Below are 20,878 nucleotides of genomic sequence, written 5' to 3' on the forward strand. Positions count from 1 at the left end.
GGCAGCTCGGGATATGAGTTAACGTCTCCATGACCGGTCGCCGCGCTATCGCCTGGGTGACGCCGAGAAGGACGCCCTGCTCCTTGAACAGGCGGCACCGATCGAACGTCTGGCGGCACGGGTGGCCGAACTGGAAGCCGCTGCCAGGGTGTTTTCCCGTAACGCCGGAACAGGTACGTCATTGCCAATTGTCGAGGAATGCCTACAGTGCGGCAGTCAGCCTTCCGATAAACGGCACAATCATGGACCGCATCGACGCGATGAAGGTGTTCGTAGCCGCGCTGGACGAAGGCAGTCTGGCCGGTGCGGGGCGGCGGTTGGGCCGATCGCCGGCAGCGGTGAGCCGGGCGCTGGCTCTGCTGGAGGCCAATGTCGGGGTGCGGCTGCTGCACCGGACGACGCGGTCGATCCGGCTGAGCGAGGCGGGCGAGCGGTACGCGGCGGTGTGCCGCCGCATCCTCACCGATCTGGAGGAGGCCGACATGCTAGCCGCCGGCGAGCGATCGGCGCCACGCGGCACGCTGACCATCACCGCGCCGGTGGTGGGTGGCGAGGAGATCATGCGCCCGATCCTCGACGCCTTTCTCGACGCCCACCCGGCGGTTTCGGCGAAGCTGTACCTTCTCGACCGGCCGGCAAACCTGATCGACGAAGGCATCGACGTCGCGTTGCGGATCGCCCACCTGCCGGACTCGTCAATGGTCGCCGTGCGCGTCGGCGAGGTGCGGCGCGTCGTCGTCGCCGCGCCGCGCTACCTCGCCTCGCACCCGCCCATCGAACAGCCCGCCGATCTCGCCAAGCACCGGATCATCGCCATGACCCATTTCGGGCTGGATTCATGGAGCTTCCCGCCGGTCGGCGCGTCCGCGGTTCCGCGGACCGTGTCGTTCACTCCGCGCTTTGTCGTCAACAGTGTGCGCGCCGCCGTGGCGTCGGCGGTCGAGGGACATGGGGTGGTCCGGCTCTTCACCTATCACGTCGCCGAAAAGGTGTGTGACGGACAGCTCGAGATCGTTCTGAAGGATGCCGAGCACGCACCGCTGCCCGTGCATCTGATCGCGCCTGAGGGCCGCCTCTCGACGCCCAAGGTGCGCGCCTTCATCGATTTCGCCGTGCCCAGATTGCGCACGGCCTTTGCCCGGCTGAAGGCCGACGCCGAGCGCTGACGCGGTCGATTGCATCGGTTCGCGGAAGAGTGTCTGCCATTGGGCGGCCATTCAGCCGCAATACGGAACGGCGTAGATGATGGGGCGACGGCGGCAATCGAGCCAGCCCCCCATCATCGAGGCACATCATGGGAACCGAACAGCAGGTCGCGATCATCACCGGCGCGTCGCAGGGCATCGGCGCCGGTCTGGTCAGGGCATACCGCGACCGCAACTACCGCGTCGTCGCCAACTCCCGGTCCATCAAGGCCAGCGGCGATGCGGACATCCTGGCCGTCGGTGGCGACATCGCCGATCCGGCGGTCGCCGAGCGGGTGATCGCCGCGGCGCTGGAGCGTTTCGGCCGGATCGACACCCTGGTCAACAATGCCGGCATCTTTCTCGCCAAGCCCTTCACCGACTATACCGTCGAGGATTTCGCAGCGGTGCTGGCGACCAACCTGGCGGGGTTCTTCCACATCTCGCAGTGCGTCGCGGCGGAAATGCTGGAGCGGGGCCACGGCCACATCGTCAACATCACGACCAGCCTGGTCGACCAGCCGATCGCCGGCGTCCCTTCGGTGCTGGCGTCGCTGACCAAGGGGGGCCTGAACTCCGCCACCAAGTCGCTGGCCATCGAGTACGCGCCGAAGGGCATCCGGGTGAACGCGGTGTCGCCCGGCGTCGTCAAGACGCCGATGCACGCGCCGGAGACCCACGATGCCCTGGCAAAGCTCCACCCGGTGGGGCGCATGGGTGAGATCCGTGACATCGTGGAGGCGGTCCTCTACCTGGAGAGCGCCGGCTTTGTCACCGGCGAGATCCTGCACGTGGACGGCGGCCAGAACGCCGGCCATTGGTGATCCGGGCCTTCGCGCCGCAAAAACGCGCCACAAAACACGAGGACGACATCATGCCGATGGTCACGATCCAGATCACCCGCGAGGGCTCCGCGCCGGACCGCGGCGCGGCCACCGCCGAGGAGAAGGCGGCCCTGATCGAGGGTGTCAGCCAACTGCTGCTGGATGTGCTCGACAAGCCGCTCGATTCCACCTTCGTGGTCATCGAGGAGGTGGAGATGGAAAATTGGGGGGTGGGCGGTCTTCCGGTTGCCGAGTACCGCCGGCGGCGGGCCGCCGGGGGCTGAGCACAGCCTGGGGCCGGTGCGGATCACCCCGTCCGCACCGGCGCCTCGGCAGGAGACGGACTGCCAACCGGCACGGGAACCGCTCAAAGCGGCGGCATGGATGCCGGGCCGCGGGCGAGCTACGCCGATGCCGCAACGGTTCGGAGATCCCCCCTTGAACGGAGGTGGCGCTTTTCCTAACTCGAAGTCCGCCGGGCGCCCGGATGGGGTCCGGCCGACCGAGCGCCGCGCTGTGGCGCGCTCGTATCCATGTTGCTCACGAGGAGGATGTGGCTATGGGCACCATCGACTTTGCCCCTCTGTTTCGGTCGACCGTGGGGTTCGACCGCCTGTTCGACCTGCTCGACGGCGCCGCGCGCTTCGAGGCGGCGGACGACTACCCGCCCTACAACATCGAGAAGACCGGTGAGGACGCCTACCGCATCACCATGGCGGTCGCCGGCTTCGAACCGGACGAACTGTCGATCACCACGCAGCCCAACCTGCTGGTGGTCGCCGGGCAGAAGGCCAAGCAGGACAACGTCCAGTACCTGCATCATGGCCTCGCGACCCGCGCCTTCGAGCACCGCTTCGACTTGGCGGACTACGTGCGGGTGAAGGACGCCAACCTGGAGAACGGTCTGCTCTCCGTGGACCTCGTCCGCGAGCTCCCGGAGGCGATGAAACCGCGCAAGATCCAGATCGGTCAGGCGCAGCAGCCGAAGGCCATCGAAGCCAAAGCAGCTGACTCCCAGCCGGAAGAAACCAAGAAGGCGGCGTGACCGCGGGGTGGCGCGCCGCCGATCCTGCCCACGCGCGTGGGCCGGATACAGGGCGGCGCGCCAGCAGGCGAATTCGCATGATGGAGGCTGATATGAGCGTACGCGATCTCATTCCCTGGGGCCGCGAACGGAGCCCCGGCGTGCGGAGCAGCGAGGTCATGGATCCCTTCCTCTCGCTGCACCGCGAGATGAACCGGCTCTTCGACGACATGTTCCGGAGCTTCGACGGCCGTCTGCCGTTCGCCGGCTTCGGCGGCATGGTCTGGCCGCGCATGGACGTCGTCGAGACGGACAAGGAGTACCGGGTTACCGCCGAACTGCCGGGCCTGGAGGAGAAGGACGTCGAACTCACCGTCCAGGACGGTGTGCTGACCCTCAAGGGCGAGAAGAAGGCGGAGTACGACGACCAAGGCCATCTGCACGGCGAGCGGTTCTACGGCCGCTTCCAGCGCTCGTTCTCCGTGGGGCCGGACGTGGATGAAGAGCGGATCGGCGCTTCGTTCAAGAATGGCGTGCTCACGGTGGTTCTGCCCAAATCGCCGGAGACGGCGAGCAAGGCCAAGCGCATCCCCATCAACGCGCATTGACCCGGAAAGGCACGCCGCCCGTCCACGCGAGGGCGGCGTGCCGGCGTTGCCCGGATTGGGGAGGATGTCATGTGGAGAAACGACGAGACGATCAGTGCGGCGAATCGTTCCTTTGATCATGTGACGTGGACTTTCGGCCCGCAGCGGGGGATCACGCCCCAGCCCCAGGCGGCCAACGACGGCACAGCCGCGGTACGGTCATCGGACCTGCCGGCCAACGCGACGGCCATCATTCGCCAAGCCGGACGGAGCACCACCATGGCGGGCCGCGCCGGCGCCTGCGACTGGGTGCTGAGCTTCCAGCCATGCTCGGCCCAGTTCATCGAGCCTTTGATGGGCTGGTGCGGCGGTGACGAACCGCTGCGGCATGTGCAATTGCGCTTCCCCAGCCGGGAGGCGGCAGTCGGCTATGCCGAACGCCACGGCATCGCCTACGAGGTGAGCGAACCGCCGCCCGAACGCGGCGCGGTCTTCCATTGCCCCGAGGGCGCCACCGGATTGTGGAGGCAGTGGATGCTCGAGTGCCTGGACAGCTTTGAAACCGGTGGCCAATGGTGGGGCAATGCGGGACAGGACGAGCGGCTGGTCGCGACGCCGGACCGCTTGGAACAATTGACCCGCGGCCGTGAAGGGGTGGAAGGCACCGCCACCAGCGGTTCCCCGGCCGATCAGACGCCGGCAAACGCACCCCCCCCCCGTGAGCGCGCCCGCGAGAGCGAAGGTTCTGTTGCGCGTTTTCGATGGGCCAGATATCGGGTAAAACGCGGCACCTTTCGGCGGCTTGGGTGACAGGGTGATGAGGTCCAAGAAGAATCCGTTCAAGGGTCGGCAGTTCACGGCCGAGGTGATCTTGTGGGCGGTGCGCTGGTACCTGCAGTTCCCGATCAGCTACCGCGACCTCGAACGGATGCTGGCCGACCGCGGCGTGGCGGTTGATCACACGACGCTCTTCCGCTGGATTCAGGCCTACGCCTCGGAGTTGGACAAGCGGCTGCGCCCGCATCTGCGCACGACGACCGGCTCCTGGCGGGTCGATGAGACTTACGTCAAGGTGAAGGGTCGGTGAGTGTACCTGTACCGCGCCGTCGATGCATGTGGGCAGACCATCGATTTCCTGCTCAGCGCCAAGCGCGACGCCGCGGCCGCCCGGCGCTTCTTCCGCAAGGCGCTGAAGCAAGCGCACACCGTGAACCAGCGCACCCTCACCTTGGACAAGGACGCGGCTTACCCAAGTGCGACCAAGACGATGAAGAAGGCCGGCGAGCTGTGGCGCTTCGCCAAGCTGCGCCAAGTGAAATACCTGAATAATGTCGTTGAACAGGACCACCGGCGGATCAAACGGCTGGTGCGGCCGGGGCTCGGGTTCAAAAGCTTCCACACCGCACGCCGGACGATCGCCGGCTACGAGATCCTGGCCATGGTGCGCAAAGGGCAAGTCGCCGCCATTCCCGCCAACCACATGCCGGCCCAAGCGACCTTCATCGTAGGCCTGTTCGGGATCGCCACCTGACAGCGCTGATGCCGCGGTTCTCCGCGACCAACGTCAGGCTTTGCAACAGAACCGCGTGATGCAGTCAGCGGATTTACAGACCGGGTCAGTTCGCGTGACAATGCAGAGAGAGGCGACAGCCGAGCAAGATAATGCCGCCACGGGCACGCCGCCACCGTTCCCGTGATACCGCCGCCGCCTCATACAATTGTGGGCGTACGTAGATCGATACGAAGACTGAAGCGCGCCCCCGTGGTGACCAGCGTCTCCTCCCTGTTCATATCGTCCCAGGTAACGGGCTCTTCCGCGTAGGTTGCCGGCATGAACCGTTGTGTCTCGGTCAGGTAGGCGACGTAATTGCCGGGGCCAAGCGACTCCCGCCGTGCCTTGTCGATCGTCGTCTCGAGCCTCCATTCCATTTGACCGGATTCGATCTGGTACCAGGGCTCTCCCTCTTCGAGCCGAAGGCGACGCTCGATGTCGGTAATCACGTCGACCCGATGCCGCCGATCTTTAGACGAGCTCTTCGGATTGACATCCTCATGGTAAAGTCGGAGCGAAAGGCGTGGCCGGACAAGTTCGGGAATAGCGAGGCGCGGCGAGACGTATGGCCCTTGGTTGGCAAGTCCACGCATCGTGACGGACACGTGCCAGTCACCGCCACGGTCCAAGCAGTATGCTTCGATTTCGCGTTTTGGCATCACCTGCGCCTGGGTCGTTACGGGCTCGGAAGTCTTAGGAAAGCGCGAGCTGGTATGCTCCTGATAGCGGACGAGAACGAACTGAACGAACGGAGTGGCGCTGACGCTCTCGCGCAGGGGAACATCGACGTACCATTCCTGCCGGTCGACGTCGAAATGCGGCTCGAATAGGATGAGGGTAGTGCGCTGAGTCCGCTTCGTCGGTTCATTTGGCGGACCGACGGGCAGGTCGTATTTGGGAATGACGCGGTGTCGATGCCGACACCGCTCGAGGTCAAAATTCCTTGTGCCGCGCAGATGCAGTTCGCCGGGCATTTTCTGCCAGATCGGGTCCGAACCCCAGCGGCTGACCACGCGATCCGGGGGCACCGGGGATGGTGAAAGCTTGTCTTCATCCAGAGCGACGACGACGCCGAGCAGTTCGTCTTCGCCGGAAGAAAACCACGGGCGTGGCATGCGGATGCGAACGTTCGGCTGGCAGGTGACGAGCGTCATCGTCGTGCCGATCGGGTGCAGGCGGCGCACCGAGAAGCTGGGTTCGCAGGAGTTCAACACCGGCACCAGCGGCCGCATGGCCGCATTGAGCCAGATGAGTTTGTCCGCCTCGCCAACTCGACACTGTTCGCTCGGGTTTAGCGGAATCGATCGTCGCTGCTGGCGTCTACCAGCTTCGGCCGCGAAAGTAGCTGGGATCTGAAACTTCGACGCATGCCGCCCGATTGCCACAACACGGATTTGCAGCCGGCGCGCTTTCTCGTCGCGGAACACGAAAGGGCTTGCGACCTTCCGGAGCTTCTTATCGCCGGATGTCTCGGCATTCTCTTCCGCTGCCTGCTTCAAGCCAGCGCGCAAGATCTCCGCAAGCTCCAGCTCCGATGTGGACGTCCCGTCTTCCGGTGGCGGAAGCTGATCTCCACGCGCCAACAGCACGGTCGATTTTGGCAGCGTCACACGAAAATTGTCCGCAACATCGAAACCGAACAGCTCGCGCGCATTCAGATATTTTTCCTCGCCCGTACGAGGATCTGGATATTTTGGCCACATGCCGGCGCGTCGCTTCGACAGGCTTCGCTCCAGGTTGATATTATCCATCTCGTCGGAAGGCGCGGCGCAGGTGATGTAGATTTCGAACGTGTCTGTACTCGCGGTGTCGAGCGTCATCGTCCCGTCTAGCAGGAAGCCGGTGTGTTCCGGCGGTGTCTCAACGGCCGGGGTGCCCGGCGCCGGGGGTGAAGGAGGCGTCACTTGAGCCGGAGGCAGACGGTCGACCACGTCCGAGCGCATCCTGATGATCGGGTCAGCGGCCGGCCGGTTGATCGCATGCGTCGCCGTGATGGACTCGACTGCCGCCAGTTCCGGCACGGGGCCGTTTTTCCGTACGTGCCTGAGCAGCTTTGCGGCGGCACTCTTTTCGCCGCAACTCGTCATATACTCGACCAGGGCAAACTGACTCTCGAGCGTCCCCTCGTCGGGAATGCACCACATGTGCACATGGAGGTCGTCCGAGGCGGCCAGCTTGATGACGACGCTTGCGGCTTGAACCGACAAGCCGTTGTCGCGAAGCGGCACCGAACCCTGATCGAATATGCACATGTCCGCGCTTGGCGCGGCGATTTCGAAATTTAATCGGATCGGCCTTACGCTGCTGTAATCCTTCGACTGAAGCGGTGCATCCTTCGAGCCGCGTGTGTAGAATGGAATGATCGCCGCTTCGTCCGGCAGATAGTTCTTGCTGCCGTTGCGCAGCACACGAATGACCAGGGCGCGCGCCGCTGGATCGGGAAAGAAGCGTTCCCGGACGGGGACCTCATCGCGCGCTGGTCGCAGCTTGAATATGGCGACGCCGTGCCCGGTATCGAAGCTCGGCATTTCCCGAGTGACGAGGACGTCATCGGCGTTCCAACCGCTCTCTGTCACCTCGCGGCATTTGGAATATCCGCCTCGATAGTCGAGCATCGGCATCGCGCCCCGACGCCAATTGTCATCGCCACCAGCGCCATCGAACATCCCATGTCGTGCCGCATCCTCCATGCCAACGACCGGCGGCATGATGATGCGCGTTGACCGGGTCGGCATGGTGCGCGTGCCGAGCGGGTAGGGGTTCGTTTCTTTGACATCCTTCGCGAAAAAGATCTTGTCTGCCTGGAGCGTGCCGTTCGGCGAGCGCAGCACGACATCGAGGCTGTTCTCGAAGCCCATGACACCATGTCCGCGGCGCGCATCATCGGCCAGCATCAGCACGTCGGGCCGAAGAATCGATTCGTTGCGCCGGCATGTTCTCGGACCGTGCACGGGCAGCAGATAGGGCCTCTTCGGTTCCTTCTGGATCACGGCGCCGGCTTCGTCGAGCGTGAGCCCGCCGCCACCCGCATAGACGCACCGCATCGCAAAACGGTAGGCGACGCCGTAGCGCAGCGGTGGCGGCCGGCGTTCCCGGCCGGCATCTCTGGGACCCGGAAGGCCGAGTGTGCGCACGATCGGCGGCTTGGGTTGTGAGGAACATGCCTTGTTCTCCATGCCGCTCATGGCACGCTGCGGCACCCGGCTCGCCGTTGCACCGGTGTCTACCCCCCTTGGCGCACCCGTCCAGATGGCGACCGCTTCCTCGACAATGAGATCGACAAACCGCTTCGCAGGGGGCGACGAAGCTTCGGGCGGTGCGGCCGTGCCGGCTTGGGCTTGCGGATAGAGCGCCGGATTCGGCAACACCCGCGTTGCCGCTGCAACTAGGTCGCGCTCGAGATCCATCCGGCGGGCCGACCGACGTCTGCCGACCAATTCAGGGACGACTTCATCGAATTCCTCCAACCGCCCGAATTCGACGTGGCGTTCCATCAGACAGCGCCAGGCACTGGTCTTGCCCGGCTTGCCGTCCGATCGCTGCTCCTCCACCCGCACGTCGATGACATGACCGACGGCTAGATCCTCCGCGTAAAGTGTCCCGGCTCTGGCGGGATCCGTGCGGTGCTGCTCGACGACCGCGAGTTCCTCCATCACCCCGATGCTGCGCCGCCGGTCGTTGAACGCGAAGCCGACGGTGGAGTACCGCTGCCCGGCATCGCACAACGCGCGGACCTTCTCCCCTGTGGTGTCGGTCTTATCAGCATCGAGCGACTGGTCGATCGCCCGTCGAACATCCAGCGAGGTGAGCTGGAAGCGCTGCGCGTTCGCGAGCGACGCACCCATCGGCACCAGCCCGTCCCGCTGATCGCGGCCATCCAGCCAGCGGTTGCGAAGCTTCTCATCGCAATCCGAACTCAGGATCATCTCGGCGCGAGTTGCCGGCAGGAACTCCTTCGCCTTCCCCTGCTCGAAGCGGATGCGCACCGCAGTCGCGCCTTTGGACTGTTTGCACGTATCCACGTCCGGGCAGACAAAGGCATAGGCAAAGCCGCTGTCTGGAGCGTTCGGCAGTTCCGCCGCCTTGTTGATCACGATCTCAGCATCGAAGGCGAGGCCGAACACGCGGGACAATGTCGGGCTCGTTTGCAGCGCGTAGAATGCCTGGGCCACCGCATCGCGCTCGTCCGGGGACCCGGTAAGGGATCCATTTTGCGGCGCGCTGCCGTACTGCTGCGCGGCGACGAGTTCCGTTTCCGTTGGTTTGAGAGGAAATTGGGGATTCTCGGGAGGTACCACGCAAGCTGTGCTTTCCAGTTCGGTGCGGATTCTTTCGAATTGGACACTCGCTTCACTCCTTGCCTTTGCGGTGCCGTTCATTGCAGCGGCGAGACGCTTTTTGAGAAGCTCGCGCACGAGGAGCTTCTGCTTGTCTTTGTCCATCACCGCAGACTCCGACGGATTCTGGAATTTTCGTTCCACCTGCTTCGTCTTCATCGCATCGCCGCGCACCATCGGGATGTGCGTGTCGGCTAGTGCGCGGCAGACCCTCTCGCCGCGCTTGGTTTGCAGGAGTTCCGCAAAGTCGGCGTGGCTGATCGACAGGACCGTGGCGACCGTCTCGGTGGTTCCCTGACCAGAGCCTGTTTCCTTGATGGATCCGTCGTCGCCCACTCCATGCTCGACCGCCTTCTCCAGTTCGTCGCCTACGGGCAGCGGCGTTTCCATCTGGACGTGGAAAGCCTGGTTCCCGTTCGAATGGATCAGCGCTTGTGCCAGCAGATCGAACGTGCCGGCGTGCTGAATCGCCGCCTGCCAGAGTTTGACGATGCCGTCCCATTGCTTTGCATGCTTTTTCCCGTGGGCACGACGCAGCGGGATGAGATCGGCCCTGACCCGGCATCCCTCTCCCGTGCAGGCTGGACGCACCGCGCCGCCGGCCTCGGCGGGCTCGAGCGTCAGGTCGAGCGTGTAGTCGCTCTTTTCGAACCACGCTGCGATCCGGCTTGGCCATTGTTCCAAGCTCAGCTCTCCGGGGCCGGATTGGACGACGGGGGTCGCCAGCACGGTGACGCGTAGACGATTGTCCTTGTCGCCTTTCACCACGCCGTTCGGCACGATCCGGAATACGGGAACGACGTTGATCATCGGAAGTCCTTCAGCAGCTCATAATCGAAGTAACCGGAGTAGGTCGTCCAATCCTCGTCCATCCGCTTCACATCGGCAGTCGCGTCTGTGCTTTCGGGAAAGCACATCAGATCGGCGTCGTTCTTGGCGGTGACGGCGTTCGTTGCCACCAGGGTTGGGACGGGGTCTGCGTCGATGACCGTGCCGGTAGCCGCCTGGGCGAGGCGAACCAACCCGTCCTGCGCATTGGGAAACGGCGCATCCAGCATGGCTCTCTGCGTCGTGCCGCTCGATCCGCCACCGAGGGCGTCCTGCCCATAAGCGACACGGACCTGGTAGCTGAACTTCACAAAGCCGGCCTTGAACGCGAAGCAATAGACGGCCTCGCCGCGCATGCCTCCGTCAGCGGAGTTGTGGGTCAGCCGGACCGACAGGCTGGCGCTGAACGAGAAGATCCAGATCGACGCCGACCCGCCGGCGAAGAACGTGCCGGAAATCTCGGTCGCCCGCTTGCCCCGGATTTCGATGGTCCGCACCGCGAACCCGGCGTCCACCTGTCCCTGTGCGACCAGCGGACCGATCTTGTAGGCACCGCCGACCCCGAACGACAGGCCGAATTCGAAGCCGACGATGGCCTCGGCGGTGGCGAGGATCTCCAGGTACCCGAAGCCGGCGAAGGGTGTCGCGTTCACGCCGAACGGCGCCTCCCGTCTGCCGATCGAGACGCTGAAGACCGCCTCGTCATTGGTGAAGGGAAGATCGGCGCCGAGCGCCACCGAAACATTGGAGAAGCTCATCGACCCGAGCGGAACGACGCCGAGATCGAGCGCGTAGCCAACGCGCAATCCCGACGTCCATGTCAGCGGCCTGATCGTCGCTCCCGAGCTTCCGATCGACAGCGACTGCTGCAGTTCCTGAAGAAATTTGAGGGCCGGACCAATTTCGAAGTCTCTAAAATTGCAGTCGAACGAGGGCTGCACGCCGTGCCCGGTGCGGAAGCTCGCTCCCGCGAACATCAGCGTGATGGCATCAATGCCGATAAAGGAAACCAGCCTGACATCGAACGGACCGATCGCGCCGGTGGATTCGAAGGTGAAGCGGTCAGGGTGGAGCAGATCGATCTCCGAGCGGAAACCGACCTCGAAACGTGTGCCGGGCTTGGGCGAGAACATATCCCCCGCCTCACCCGCCTTCAGGTTCACGCCGAAGCGGTAACCGATCGTGCGCTTGGTCGGCACCAGCGCGCTCAGCCGATCCTCGATCTCCTCGCGCAACGCGGTGACGTCTATGAGCGACAGCACATCGCCGCGGACAACCTGTTCGACAAGAACAGCGATTCCTTTCGCGATTTGCACTGGCGCCGGCGGCCCGTTGACGAACTGCTGTGCAAAGGCGACGATCTGCGCTCGATGGCCGGGATCGGAAATCGGCGTGTCGGTCGGCAAGTTGGCGATCCGATCGCGTTCGGCGACCAGCGCATCCTCCGGCCCCTCCGGCGGCGATAACGTGCGGTCGCGCAAGTTCGACGGGATCCAGGTCGCATTGGCTTCGAGCCAGGCGCTCAGCTCGTTGCGCGCTCCGATGAGTTGGTTGTAAACGTCGCGCAGCCCACCCCGACCGGCGCCGACAAGGGCCGTAGCGGGTGCGTCCAGAGCCACCAGCGCCGCTCGCGGCAGGCCCTCGATCCGCTCCTTGGTATGTTGCAACAGTTGCTGGAGTGTGGCGTCGATCGTCGTTACGGATTGGTCCACAGAACCGAAAAAGCGGCCGTCGCTGAGCACTTTTTTCAGCGGCACGCCATTCCTGGTCGCCATGAGCAGCCGGTCGACCGGCGATCCAGGATCCGGCGACGTCGCGAACGGGGCGAAAACTTGCTCGCCGAGTTTGTCCAGTTCGCTCCTGGCAGACTCGAACAGATCCTGCGACCGACCGTCCCACAACTCCTTCGGAACTGTGGCGACCGCAGCCGCGAGCTTGTCCCGGATAGCTGTCAGCGGCTTGCGAACCGCCTGTTCCAGAATCGCCAAAACATCGTTCAGCGTAAGGAGCAGGCTCTCGGCCAGCCCGGCCGTCTCCCCCTGGAAGGCCTCGAGCTGAACGCGCAGACGCTCTGCCGCATCCCTGACCGCGTCTGCCGTCCCGGTATCATTCGCAATACCCGCGAGCGTGCCAAGGAGTGCTGCGGAGGAGAGGAAGGCGCCTTCGTTCTTGATATAGCCGGTGGTGCGATCGAGGATGCTGTCCAGCGGCACTTGTATGCCCTTATGCAGAACATCCCGTGCCGCCAGCGCCGCGACCTGGACAGTTGCCGGCTGGGTGAGCCGCTTCTCAGTGAGTGCGTGACGCAGCGCCTCCGCCGCGTCGTGGAAATTCACCACGCCGCAGAAGAGGTCTGCCGTATCGTTGAGGCCCCCTTGCGAACCCGGTGGATTGCCGATGTACGCCCCGGTGGCCTGGATTCCCTGCGCGATCGCTTCCACCGGCGCGCCCGGATACTTGGCCAGTTCGGCCCGCTCGGCCTCGAAAACCGCCCTGACGCCCTTCGGCGTGTCCTCGATCGCTTTCCGGACCTTCTCGGCGCCTACGATCATCTCGCGGATCGAGGCCAAGGGTTGGTCGAGACCAGCGAGTGCGACGATGGCGTCGGTCTTGCCGTCCTGCCGCCACCGCTGGCAGGCCGCACGGATCGGCTCCGGGATGCTCGGCAGTTTTGGAAGCGCTTGCGTTATGTGTTCGGCATATCCGTTCGCCGCCTCGTCGAGAGCACCCGCCAGTTTTGCGACCTCATCCGCTTTTCCCGTGAGCCCGGTGAGGGACGCGATCGCGGCAAGGCTTGTGAGCACGCTGGAGAGGTTCCGGGCTTCGGCGGCTCCCTTCAACTGCCCGAACGCCTCATCCAGCCTGGAGAGGCGTTCGTGTTCCGCCCTCAGGCGTCCGATGACCGCCTTGCTCAGCGGGGTATCGACGCGCGTTTGGACGTCCTGCAGTTGACGGTCGTAAACATCGAGAAGCGAGATCGCCCTAGCCTTCGTCGCCGCCCCGATATCGGCATGGGCTTGGATCGCATCCCGTACGGTCTGCACGCGCGCCTGCAGGGGCGTGACCAACGCGTTTGCGAGACCTGCCAGTGTCGCATCCGATGGGTTCGCCAGGATTGCTTTGATCGCCAAAAGCAGGGCCACACGGTCCAGCGGCGCGGACCGGAAGGTGTCGTCGAAGATTTGCTTCAGCGCGGCCGCTTCGGCGCCCGCCGCCTGCACCACGGGCCATGGCAGGAGCAGCAGCCGGTCCGGTATGCGACCCGCGAGTTCGTCGACCACGATGTCGGCGGCCTGCTTAGCCACCCAGTCCCGCGCAGCATCCTGGTCCTGCGGAATCTCGGCCAGCGCCTCGACGATGCCCGGCGGCAGGCCGACGGCATCCAGCAGCCGGCGGACATTCCCCATTTTCTCGTCGAGCAATGTCCGCATGCTCGCGGCGAGCGTTTCCGCCGGATGGCGCGCAAGGTCGGACAGCGCCCCGATGAGCCGCTTGCCGGCGACGTGGAGCTTGGAAAGGCGGCCTGGAATGCGAAGCGGGTCGTCCTCGGCGATGGCCTCGTCGAGCCGGAGGCGCAGCAAGTGCTTGCTGGCCGCGATCTCCGGAAAAACCGTGTCTATCAGCGGGCGAGGCTGAGCGGGTCGCCCAAGTCCCTGGTTCACGGTCTGGTCGAGGGTCCGCCATTGCGCCTCGAAGGCGGCCAGCACCTCCGAGGTCGGGATCAGCACGCGGTCCTTGAGCAGCTTAAGGGCCTCGCCGATTTCCCGCTCGACGGCGAGGCCGAAGGTGACCGCCTGTTCTAGCGCCGGTAGGATCTCGTCGAGAACGCCCGTCGCGGCGACGAGCTTGAAGAGCTGTTTGAAGGTGACGGTGCCGCAGAACGCCTTCGCCTCGAGCGGAAAGCAGTTTCCTGCGATTTCGAGGGTCTTGTCCCAACCCGGCTGAGGTGCTGCTGGCGTTGTGGACAGCAGGGGTGCTCCCGCAACTCCTGGGCCGCTTCCGGATCTTTCTTCTTCGCCGAAGAGATGGACGAGCGAAACCAGCCTTCCCTCTTCACTGGGGAAGTCCTTCAAGGGGGCCTTCGGTCGGGCGCGATCCAGTTTGAATTCCGGCTGGAAGAAGCCGAGGGGGCCCCTTAGGCTCAGCGCGCACAGAGGCTGCTCAGGACGGTTGAGCGGTGTGCGGTCGCCGTTTGCCCCCATTTCGTACCTGGGAGACTGCAAACCGAAATGCATGAAGACGTTCAGCGGGTTGCGAAGCGATGTCGCGCCGGCGGCGTCGAAGCCATCACGAACATATTGGCCGTCATAGTATGCCCGGACGGTCGGTGGATTGCTGCCGGTCAGCGTGCCGATGTCGTCGAGAATGAGGTCCGCATGCTGCAGCATCGGGAAGAACGGCGGATGACCTTCGCCTTCGAGCGCCGGCGTTGACCGGAAATCGTCGTTCGCGTCGATCCAGGAATCGAACGGCTCTAGGACGCGGGTCCGCCCGCTCGCGCGGACGACGAGTGAGCGGACGGTGAGATCGCTGTCACCCTCATTGCGGCCAACCGCGAAACGCAGTTTCGCCTTGCCGAAAGACCACAGGCGCTTCTTGACCGTGTCGACGGAGGGAGGCGCGTCAGTCTTGTTGTAACACTTGACAAGCTTGCCGAGGACCTCCGGGTCGCCGACCGCGATATTGTCGACGAAGAGCAACGGCGCCTTAGCCAATCCTCCGTTCGGCTTGATGTTGAATGCGACGAGTTCGTCACTGTTGGCGCGTGTCGGCCAGAACGCCAGCCCCACCTCGGTTTCTACGCGGCCGCCCGAGGGGGTGTAAGGATCGGCGATCTCGCCATCGTCCGGTATGGAGATGGCGATGGGTCCATCCAGCCATGCCCGTCCTTCATATGGCTGCTCGAGCCGCTTGAATTTGAGGACCGGCTCGTTGACCTTGATGTACATACGCTGGACGAGCATGGCACGTAGGCCGCCATCTTTCGTTGCGATGTACTCGCGTTCCGTCCTTTTCTCGAACGTCGCCTTGTGTCCTGTCGGCAGCAGGTATCCCTTGTAGGAAACGGTCTCCAGCACATCGCGTCCGAGGACGCTGTGATGCTCCCACTTCTCGATCGACAGGCCGTCGAACGCCGGCCTTTCTTCGAACGCTTCCGGCACACCGCCGCGACGCAGCAGCGCGGGCAATGGCGGGTTGAACAGCGTCCGATGGCGCAACGTCGCGCCGAGCGCGGACAGCGACAGCTCCTCAACGTCGAGCGTTTTCGGTGCATAGATCGCGTGTCCCGGATCGAGCTCTTCGAGACAATATTGTTGCGGCTCGAACTGATCGGAATCGGCAATCAGCCTGGTCCACTTGCCCTTGCCATCCGATTGCCGCTTGCCGATGACGGGAAGGCCGTAGGCGCCGGTCAACAGTAGCAGCTGATGGCGATCGTTGGCGCTGAGGCCGGTGCGAAATTCGCGCGCGCACTGCTTTTCGCTCCTGTCGCCCGCGATCAGCTCGCTGATCTTTTGAAGCAGGCTCAGCTTGTCCGGCTGCGGCCTCCCTCCCGTCTCCGCCGAAGCGGCACGCGGTATCATCCATGGCGCTGCATTGCCGTAGGGTGGCGCTCCGTGCACTGGGCTCCGCTTGCCCTTCGGCCAAGGGCGAACGGCCTCCGGACGAAAATCGGGCGTCGCGACGACGCGCATGTCGACGGGTTGCGGCCCAACCAGCGAACGCGTCAGCAGGCGGATGGACCAGAGGCGGTGAAGCTCTTCGTTGTCACGGACCGTCGCGTCCGCCATACCGTCTAACGGTCTTGCCGATGCGGGCGACTTGGCGGTCTGCGCAGCCTCGAACAGTTCCGGCGGCGGCTCGCTATCGGTCAGGTAGATTGCCCGCTGCGAGGTCGAGAAGATCAGGCGGGATATCAGCTCCAGGGCGGTCTCGTGCGGCTCGGGAGTGCGCTGCAACGCGCGTGTCACCGCTTCCATGTGGGCGAAAACGGTGCGTGCGCCGGCAGCGATGCCCTGGAAGGCGAGAATGTTGGTGCCGTCGATATTGTCGAACGTCGCATCCGCGATCTGCGGCATGGCCCCGTCCGGCCATGGTCGGACGAGAACCTCGGCCCGCCGCGTCACCGCCGGCTCATGACGCCCGAAATTGGTGAGCGAGGATAATGAGAATGGCAGACCGTCGAGCGGTCCGAGATCGTCCGACACCGCCGCGCAATTCAGGCGAAAGGAGAGCCGGCTGCCACCGCTGAGATGGGCGCGCACATCATTCGGGGCTCTAGGAGGCGCCTCTACCTCCCTTACGAACAGCGGCCGATATTTCGCCGCCGCCTCGTCGATCCTCTTGCCGGCTTCATTGTCTTCGAGGTGCAGCCGGTTCGGCGGCGCGTAATAATCTAACGGCGTGCCGTCGCTTTCGCTCTTGTTGCGGAAAAACGCGCGCCAAAGCGCATAGAAGGCATCGACCGACTCCGCGTCACCTTCACGTCGGCGTGCGATGCTTTCGGTTGGTAAGACAGGCGGGTCAGGAGGGGATGGAAAGTACTTGCCGTGCCGAGCCTTGATGACCTGTTTCGCCCGCTGCAGCGCTCGGGTTAGGCGAGCGTCGGCCTCTGGGATTTGGACCGGACGGAACCATGACTCCTCGAGAATATGCTGCGGCGGCAGTTCGAGGATCACGATCGGTCTCGTATCGACGACCGCCCCGTTGGGGGTCACGATGACGCCGCAGGCCGTATTGTCGGGGACAAGTGTCGCTTCCTTGCCGAGCACGAGCGACAAGCCGCGGAAGCCGAATCGGAGATCAATCAGCGACCCGCCGACGCCTATGTCGAGGCAGGCGCGGGTCATCGCGATGCGGGCGACGGTCGCGCCGTCCTCGGGGAACACCGCCGCGACACTGTCGACATCCGAACGCAAACTGCTTGGCATCGGATACAGCAGGTCGATCCGTGCGCCCTGCGTCGTCGCCGCTTTCGGCAAAGGCGGCCTGTCAGGCGAGGAGGTCCGTGCTTTCGAAGGCGGGTTCTGCGGAGCGACACGGCTCATCGTCTGCGGCGGCACGCCGAAGCGCAGGCGACTCCAATCCGCGCCTTGCACCGCCGTATCGACCGCGTGCAGCGTCACGCGGATTTCAATGCTTTGCAGGTTTGGCGTCGGACGGTCGTGACCATCGGCTAAGTATGCGGCGAGGTGGACGCTGGCGTGGTCTTCATGCGCACGCTTCGGCGCGAGAAGTGCGAGGGACCGGTCGAACGTGCGTTCCAATGGGGTGCCCTTAACCAGCGCCTCCGCGGGTGCTGCCTTCTCCTCGGCCGCAACCTCGCTCAGCTGGATCAATCCGGCAGCGAGGCGGCACTCAACTGGGTCCGGCTCGGCGATATGGCCTGATACCACGAGACGGATAGGGGTGGCTTTCGGCGGGTTCATCGCCTGCCTTGCTTCGACGACAAGAAGGTCACGCACACGTAGCCGCGACATCCCGAAACGGGCCTTGTCCATCCCCGCTTCGAGTTGCGCACGGGCGAGTTTCAGTCGCGCTATCGAGGGTATCCGCATGCCCTGCTGCGGCCGGTGCAAAACCAGCAGCTCTGCTTGCGTGTCTTTCCCCGCCGAGAGTAGCCGGACCGTCCGCTTGCCTGCGTCGGTGTAATCCAGCTGGTCGAACGCAAAGCCGGTTGACCGAATTTGATGGAGGGCGGTAGACGCCGTCCGCACATCGACGAAGTCGCAGGAATCCAGTGGGACCTTTTGGGTGAGATCGTCGATCATCCACTGCATGCAGAGGCTCTGGATGCCGCGTAACCTGCCGCCGAACGCAACAATTTCTGTCGCGCCGATGCGGTCAAGCTGGACCGAGAAATTGCGATTGATCGTCGCCGTCCAAGCCCCGTGCATGGTTGCCGTGAGGCGTCCATCGGAAATGGACGGCATTGCTCTGGCGACGTGCCGGGCCTCGATCCGCTTGACGAATCTGGCCGTTCCTCCGGCGAAGGCCAGGAAAGGCACCGGGCCGAACTCCTGCGTCTCGCCCCACATGCTGGTTTCGAACGAGATGGTCCACGACGCCTTGTCGTACGGGCGACGCAGTGTGATGACCTGGCGGAGATTGCTTGCGGCACCGACCGCGCCATCATCAATGTAGATGATGTGCTCATTCTCGTGTGTGAGGAAAGGACGGCCGAGAACAAATTTGGCATTTGGGCCGAACTGTCCCGCATATAGGCGGAGCACTTGGCCCCCCTTGCAGAAGAACTCGACAGCTTTGCTGACTTCATCCTTCTTGCTCTGATGGATGACAATCTGGCGGGCATCTTCGGAGAGGCGTAGGATGATGAAGCCGTTTCCGGGCTCGGCGGCGTAGCCTTGCTGCATGGCGCCCAGCGCGCCCAGCGCGACGACGCTGGTCGATCCGGCGAGGAAGCTGCGGCGGTCGATCGTCATCAGCCCCGGGGAGATTTGACTTGCGAACTGCTTGGCCTTCAGCATGTCGGCGTCACCATAATCAGTTGCATGCGGTCCAGCACATTGAGCTTGAACGCCAGCTTTGACGTGAGCGCAGACAAGCTGCCCCGAGCCGCATGAAATCGGTGCGGATGTGCTGGGCCTTCGCGGTTAAGCGCCGTTGAGGCAGTTACCGGTCAACGGAATGAGATGTGTGCGACCCTTCCCGGTTTGTTGGGTCCCACTCATGCCTGTCCAGGAATGTTTATGGAAAATGAATTTCATAAATAAGGAAGCAATTGTTCATCAGAAATGTATCACTTGTGGGTATAGATCATTGCCATCTCCGATTTCCTCCTTTGCGATCTCTTCCAATTCTTTTGCAAAATTTGTCATTGTCGCTTGGTAATCCCGTCCGCCAGCGGGGTCTAGAACCCACGCTGTCGATCCGTTGAAGGTCCCGTCTCCAGTCACGCCGCGCAGGACACGAACATGGCGACGGGACTTCGTTGTCCCCTTGTCCAATCGAGAGCCGATCCACAGGGGGCCATGCGCCTTCAACAACTGTTCGTAGCCGGCCGGAATGAAGTTTTGCGGCGCTTCCGTTCTGAGGCCCAGAGCGGCAGCGAACGCTGTGAATTCGCTGCCGTTTAGGCCCGTGTTCTGGTTGAACGCATTGACAAAGTTCGGCCCAGCCATTTTTGCCACGTCGAGCTCCGATACGGGTATCGCGTTCTTCCATCGGAACAAGATAACGGCCGCAGCGACCCAGCAGCTCCATGTCTTCGTCTGCGAAAATGGCTTCGCATCCAACATCGTTCCGAGGGGGGCCACAGAAAAGGCGGTGATTGGGTGCACAGCAAACGCAGTGGCAGCCCCAAAAATCACTGAACGGCGTGCGATCATCTCTGACCATCCTGTCGCGGTTACAAGACGTTCTAGGTTACGTTCTGCGGAGAATAGCCTTTACTGACCAGAAATTTAGGGAGCCTTACGAAGTAAGCGGACAACACCGCGACAACGCGTAGAGAGGAACGCGTAGCGGGAAGCTCGCCGCGGATTCGCTCTATTCGATAGCCAAACAAACGGTCGACGGGAGCCGCCTCAACCACTAATTAGCGGTAGAGAATGCGATGCCCTGCTATTCAAGCATCTGTTGCTGCTCGATTTTCATCCACAACAATAATGGTGCAAGCTATGTCTAGTACGGCATGATGATGCATCAGATAATCGGCTTATGCAACTATCAAAGGTGCGCCAGAGGCCTGTAGAGTGATCATTATCGTTGGCGTTGCCTATCCTACTCCCTTGAGTATGAATCGGCGTAGGGTTCTTATACCAAGGCTCGTTGATCAGCATGCATGAGCCCATGCGCGCAGACATGGTGCAGGCGCGCCGACAGCTTGCGGAACCCGAGCGTTCGCAGTTCCTGGCTCAGGGGCTGCTTGGAGGCCGCCACCCGGAATTCGCTCCAGAGCCGCATCAGGTCGATGACGCGCCAGCGCACCATGCATGACGGGATCCGCACCCCTTGCCCTGCTCGAAGCGGATCACCATGCGGGAACTGTCGATATCGGCGATCTGAGGTGGGGTGAGGTGGTGGACGGCCCTTCCACCTTCTGGGATCGGTGGCAAGCTGATGCTGTCGAAGAAACCCGCTCAGAGGGGCCGTCAATGGACGAGGTGGTTACGAACAGTCAGGACTTGGCAAAGAATGTTTTCCAGGTCCATGGGATTGCCGCAAATGGAAATGTCCTGGTCCGGCGGCAACTGCGCCGGGGCGAGGTTCTGAAGTTCTTTCAGAGTGTGCCGCCGAGGTGATCCGCCGCCGCGGCCCGTGGCGCACCTTGGAAGCCGTCGAGTTCGCCACCCTGGAATGGGTGGACTGGTTCAACCACCGCCGCCTGCTCGAACCCATCGGCAACATTCCTCCCGCCGAGGCCGAAGCCCGCTACTATGCTCAAACCGAGGACGTCGCCTTGGCGGCGTGACTCAAGCCAAATGGCCTCCTGTCTAAGACGGTTCAGGTATTTTGAAGGCGGCGGGTGGCATTCCGCGGGCCTCCAGGGACAACAGATCCCGTTTCCCGGACTGGAAG

General features: G+C 63.5%; 10 protein-coding genes and 3 pseudogenes. 9 read left to right on the top strand and 4 right to left on the bottom strand.

Features of this window, described 5'->3' with window-relative positions:
- The first annotated feature begins 242 nt into the window (after window positions 1-242).
- The 7 genes and pseudogenes from J2848_RS34780 (at window position 243) to J2848_RS34810 (ending at window position 5,150) form a co-directional block, all read left to right on the top strand.
- Window positions 243-1,166, top strand: a complete 924-nt coding sequence (locus J2848_RS34780; protein WP_149235322.1) for a LysR family transcriptional regulator — start codon at window positions 243-245, stop codon at window positions 1,164-1,166.
- 128 nt (window positions 1,167-1,294) lie between these two features.
- Window positions 1,295-2,008: an SDR family NAD(P)-dependent oxidoreductase gene (locus J2848_RS34785; RefSeq protein WP_149235321.1), complete on the top strand. Its 714-nt coding sequence runs from the start codon at window positions 1,295-1,297 to the stop codon at window positions 2,006-2,008.
- A 50-nt stretch (window positions 2,009-2,058) separates the two neighbouring features.
- Window positions 2,059-2,292: a tautomerase family protein gene (locus tag J2848_RS34790; RefSeq protein WP_149235320.1), complete on the top strand. Its 234-nt coding sequence runs from the start codon at window positions 2,059-2,061 to the stop codon at window positions 2,290-2,292.
- Between the two features lie 275 nt (window positions 2,293-2,567).
- Window positions 2,568-3,053, top strand: coding sequence for an Hsp20 family protein (locus J2848_RS34795; protein ID WP_149235319.1), 486 nt, complete (start codon window positions 2,568-2,570; stop codon window positions 3,051-3,053).
- Between the two features lie 92 nt (window positions 3,054-3,145).
- The gene (locus J2848_RS34800; RefSeq protein ID WP_149235318.1) at window positions 3,146-3,640 is read left to right on the top strand and encodes an Hsp20/alpha crystallin family protein; all 495 of its coding nucleotides are present in this window, start codon (window positions 3,146-3,148) and stop codon (window positions 3,638-3,640) included.
- A 69-nt stretch (window positions 3,641-3,709) separates the two neighbouring features.
- Window positions 3,710-4,429 (top strand): NADH dehydrogenase ubiquinone Fe-S protein 4, encoded by a 720-nt coding sequence (locus tag J2848_RS34805; protein WP_149235317.1) that lies wholly within the window; start codon window positions 3,710-3,712, stop codon window positions 4,427-4,429.
- Window positions 4,430-4,436: 7 nt separating this feature from the next.
- Window positions 4,437-5,150, top strand: a pseudogene (locus J2848_RS34810) (IS6 family transposase).
- A gap of 179 nt (window positions 5,151-5,329) precedes the next feature.
- On the opposite strand, the gene J2848_RS34815 reads toward J2848_RS34810, so the two are convergent.
- The 4 genes from J2848_RS34815 to J2848_RS34830 form a co-directional block, all read right to left on the bottom strand.
- Window positions 5,330-10,318, bottom strand: coding sequence for a hypothetical protein (locus J2848_RS34815; protein WP_149235316.1), 4,989 nt, complete (start codon window positions 10,316-10,318; stop codon window positions 5,330-5,332).
- Entirely contained in the window at window positions 10,315-18,825 is an 8,511-nt protein-coding gene (locus tag J2848_RS34820; RefSeq protein WP_149235315.1) for a hypothetical protein, read from the bottom strand. The genes J2848_RS34815 and J2848_RS34820 overlap by 4 nt, the downstream gene beginning before the upstream one ends.
- A 261-nt stretch (window positions 18,826-19,086) precedes the next feature.
- A complete protein-coding gene (locus J2848_RS34825; protein WP_149235314.1) occupies window positions 19,087-19,686 on the bottom strand; it encodes a papain-like cysteine protease family protein in 600 nt (199 codons plus the stop codon).
- 427 nt (window positions 19,687-20,113) lie between these two features.
- Window positions 20,114-20,290 carry a hypothetical protein gene (locus J2848_RS34830; RefSeq protein ID WP_170307288.1) on the bottom strand — a complete coding sequence of 59 codons (177 nt, stop codon included), beginning with the start codon at window positions 20,288-20,290 and terminating at the stop codon, window positions 20,114-20,116.
- 164 nt (window positions 20,291-20,454) lie between these two features.
- Here J2848_RS34830 and J2848_RS34835 point away from each other — a divergent pair.
- Window positions 20,455-20,592 (top strand): annotated as a pseudogene (locus tag J2848_RS34835) (IS110 family transposase); the annotation flags it as partial.
- Window positions 20,592-20,771 (top strand): annotated as a pseudogene (locus J2848_RS34840) (IS3 family transposase); the annotation flags it as partial. The pseudogenes J2848_RS34835 and J2848_RS34840, both read left to right, overlap by 1 nt.
- Window positions 20,772-20,878: the final 107 nt, after the last annotated feature.

It is taken from the genome of Azospirillum lipoferum, from assembly GCF_024170005.1.
GTDB lineage: Bacteria > Pseudomonadota > Alphaproteobacteria > Azospirillales > Azospirillaceae > Azospirillum > Azospirillum lipoferum.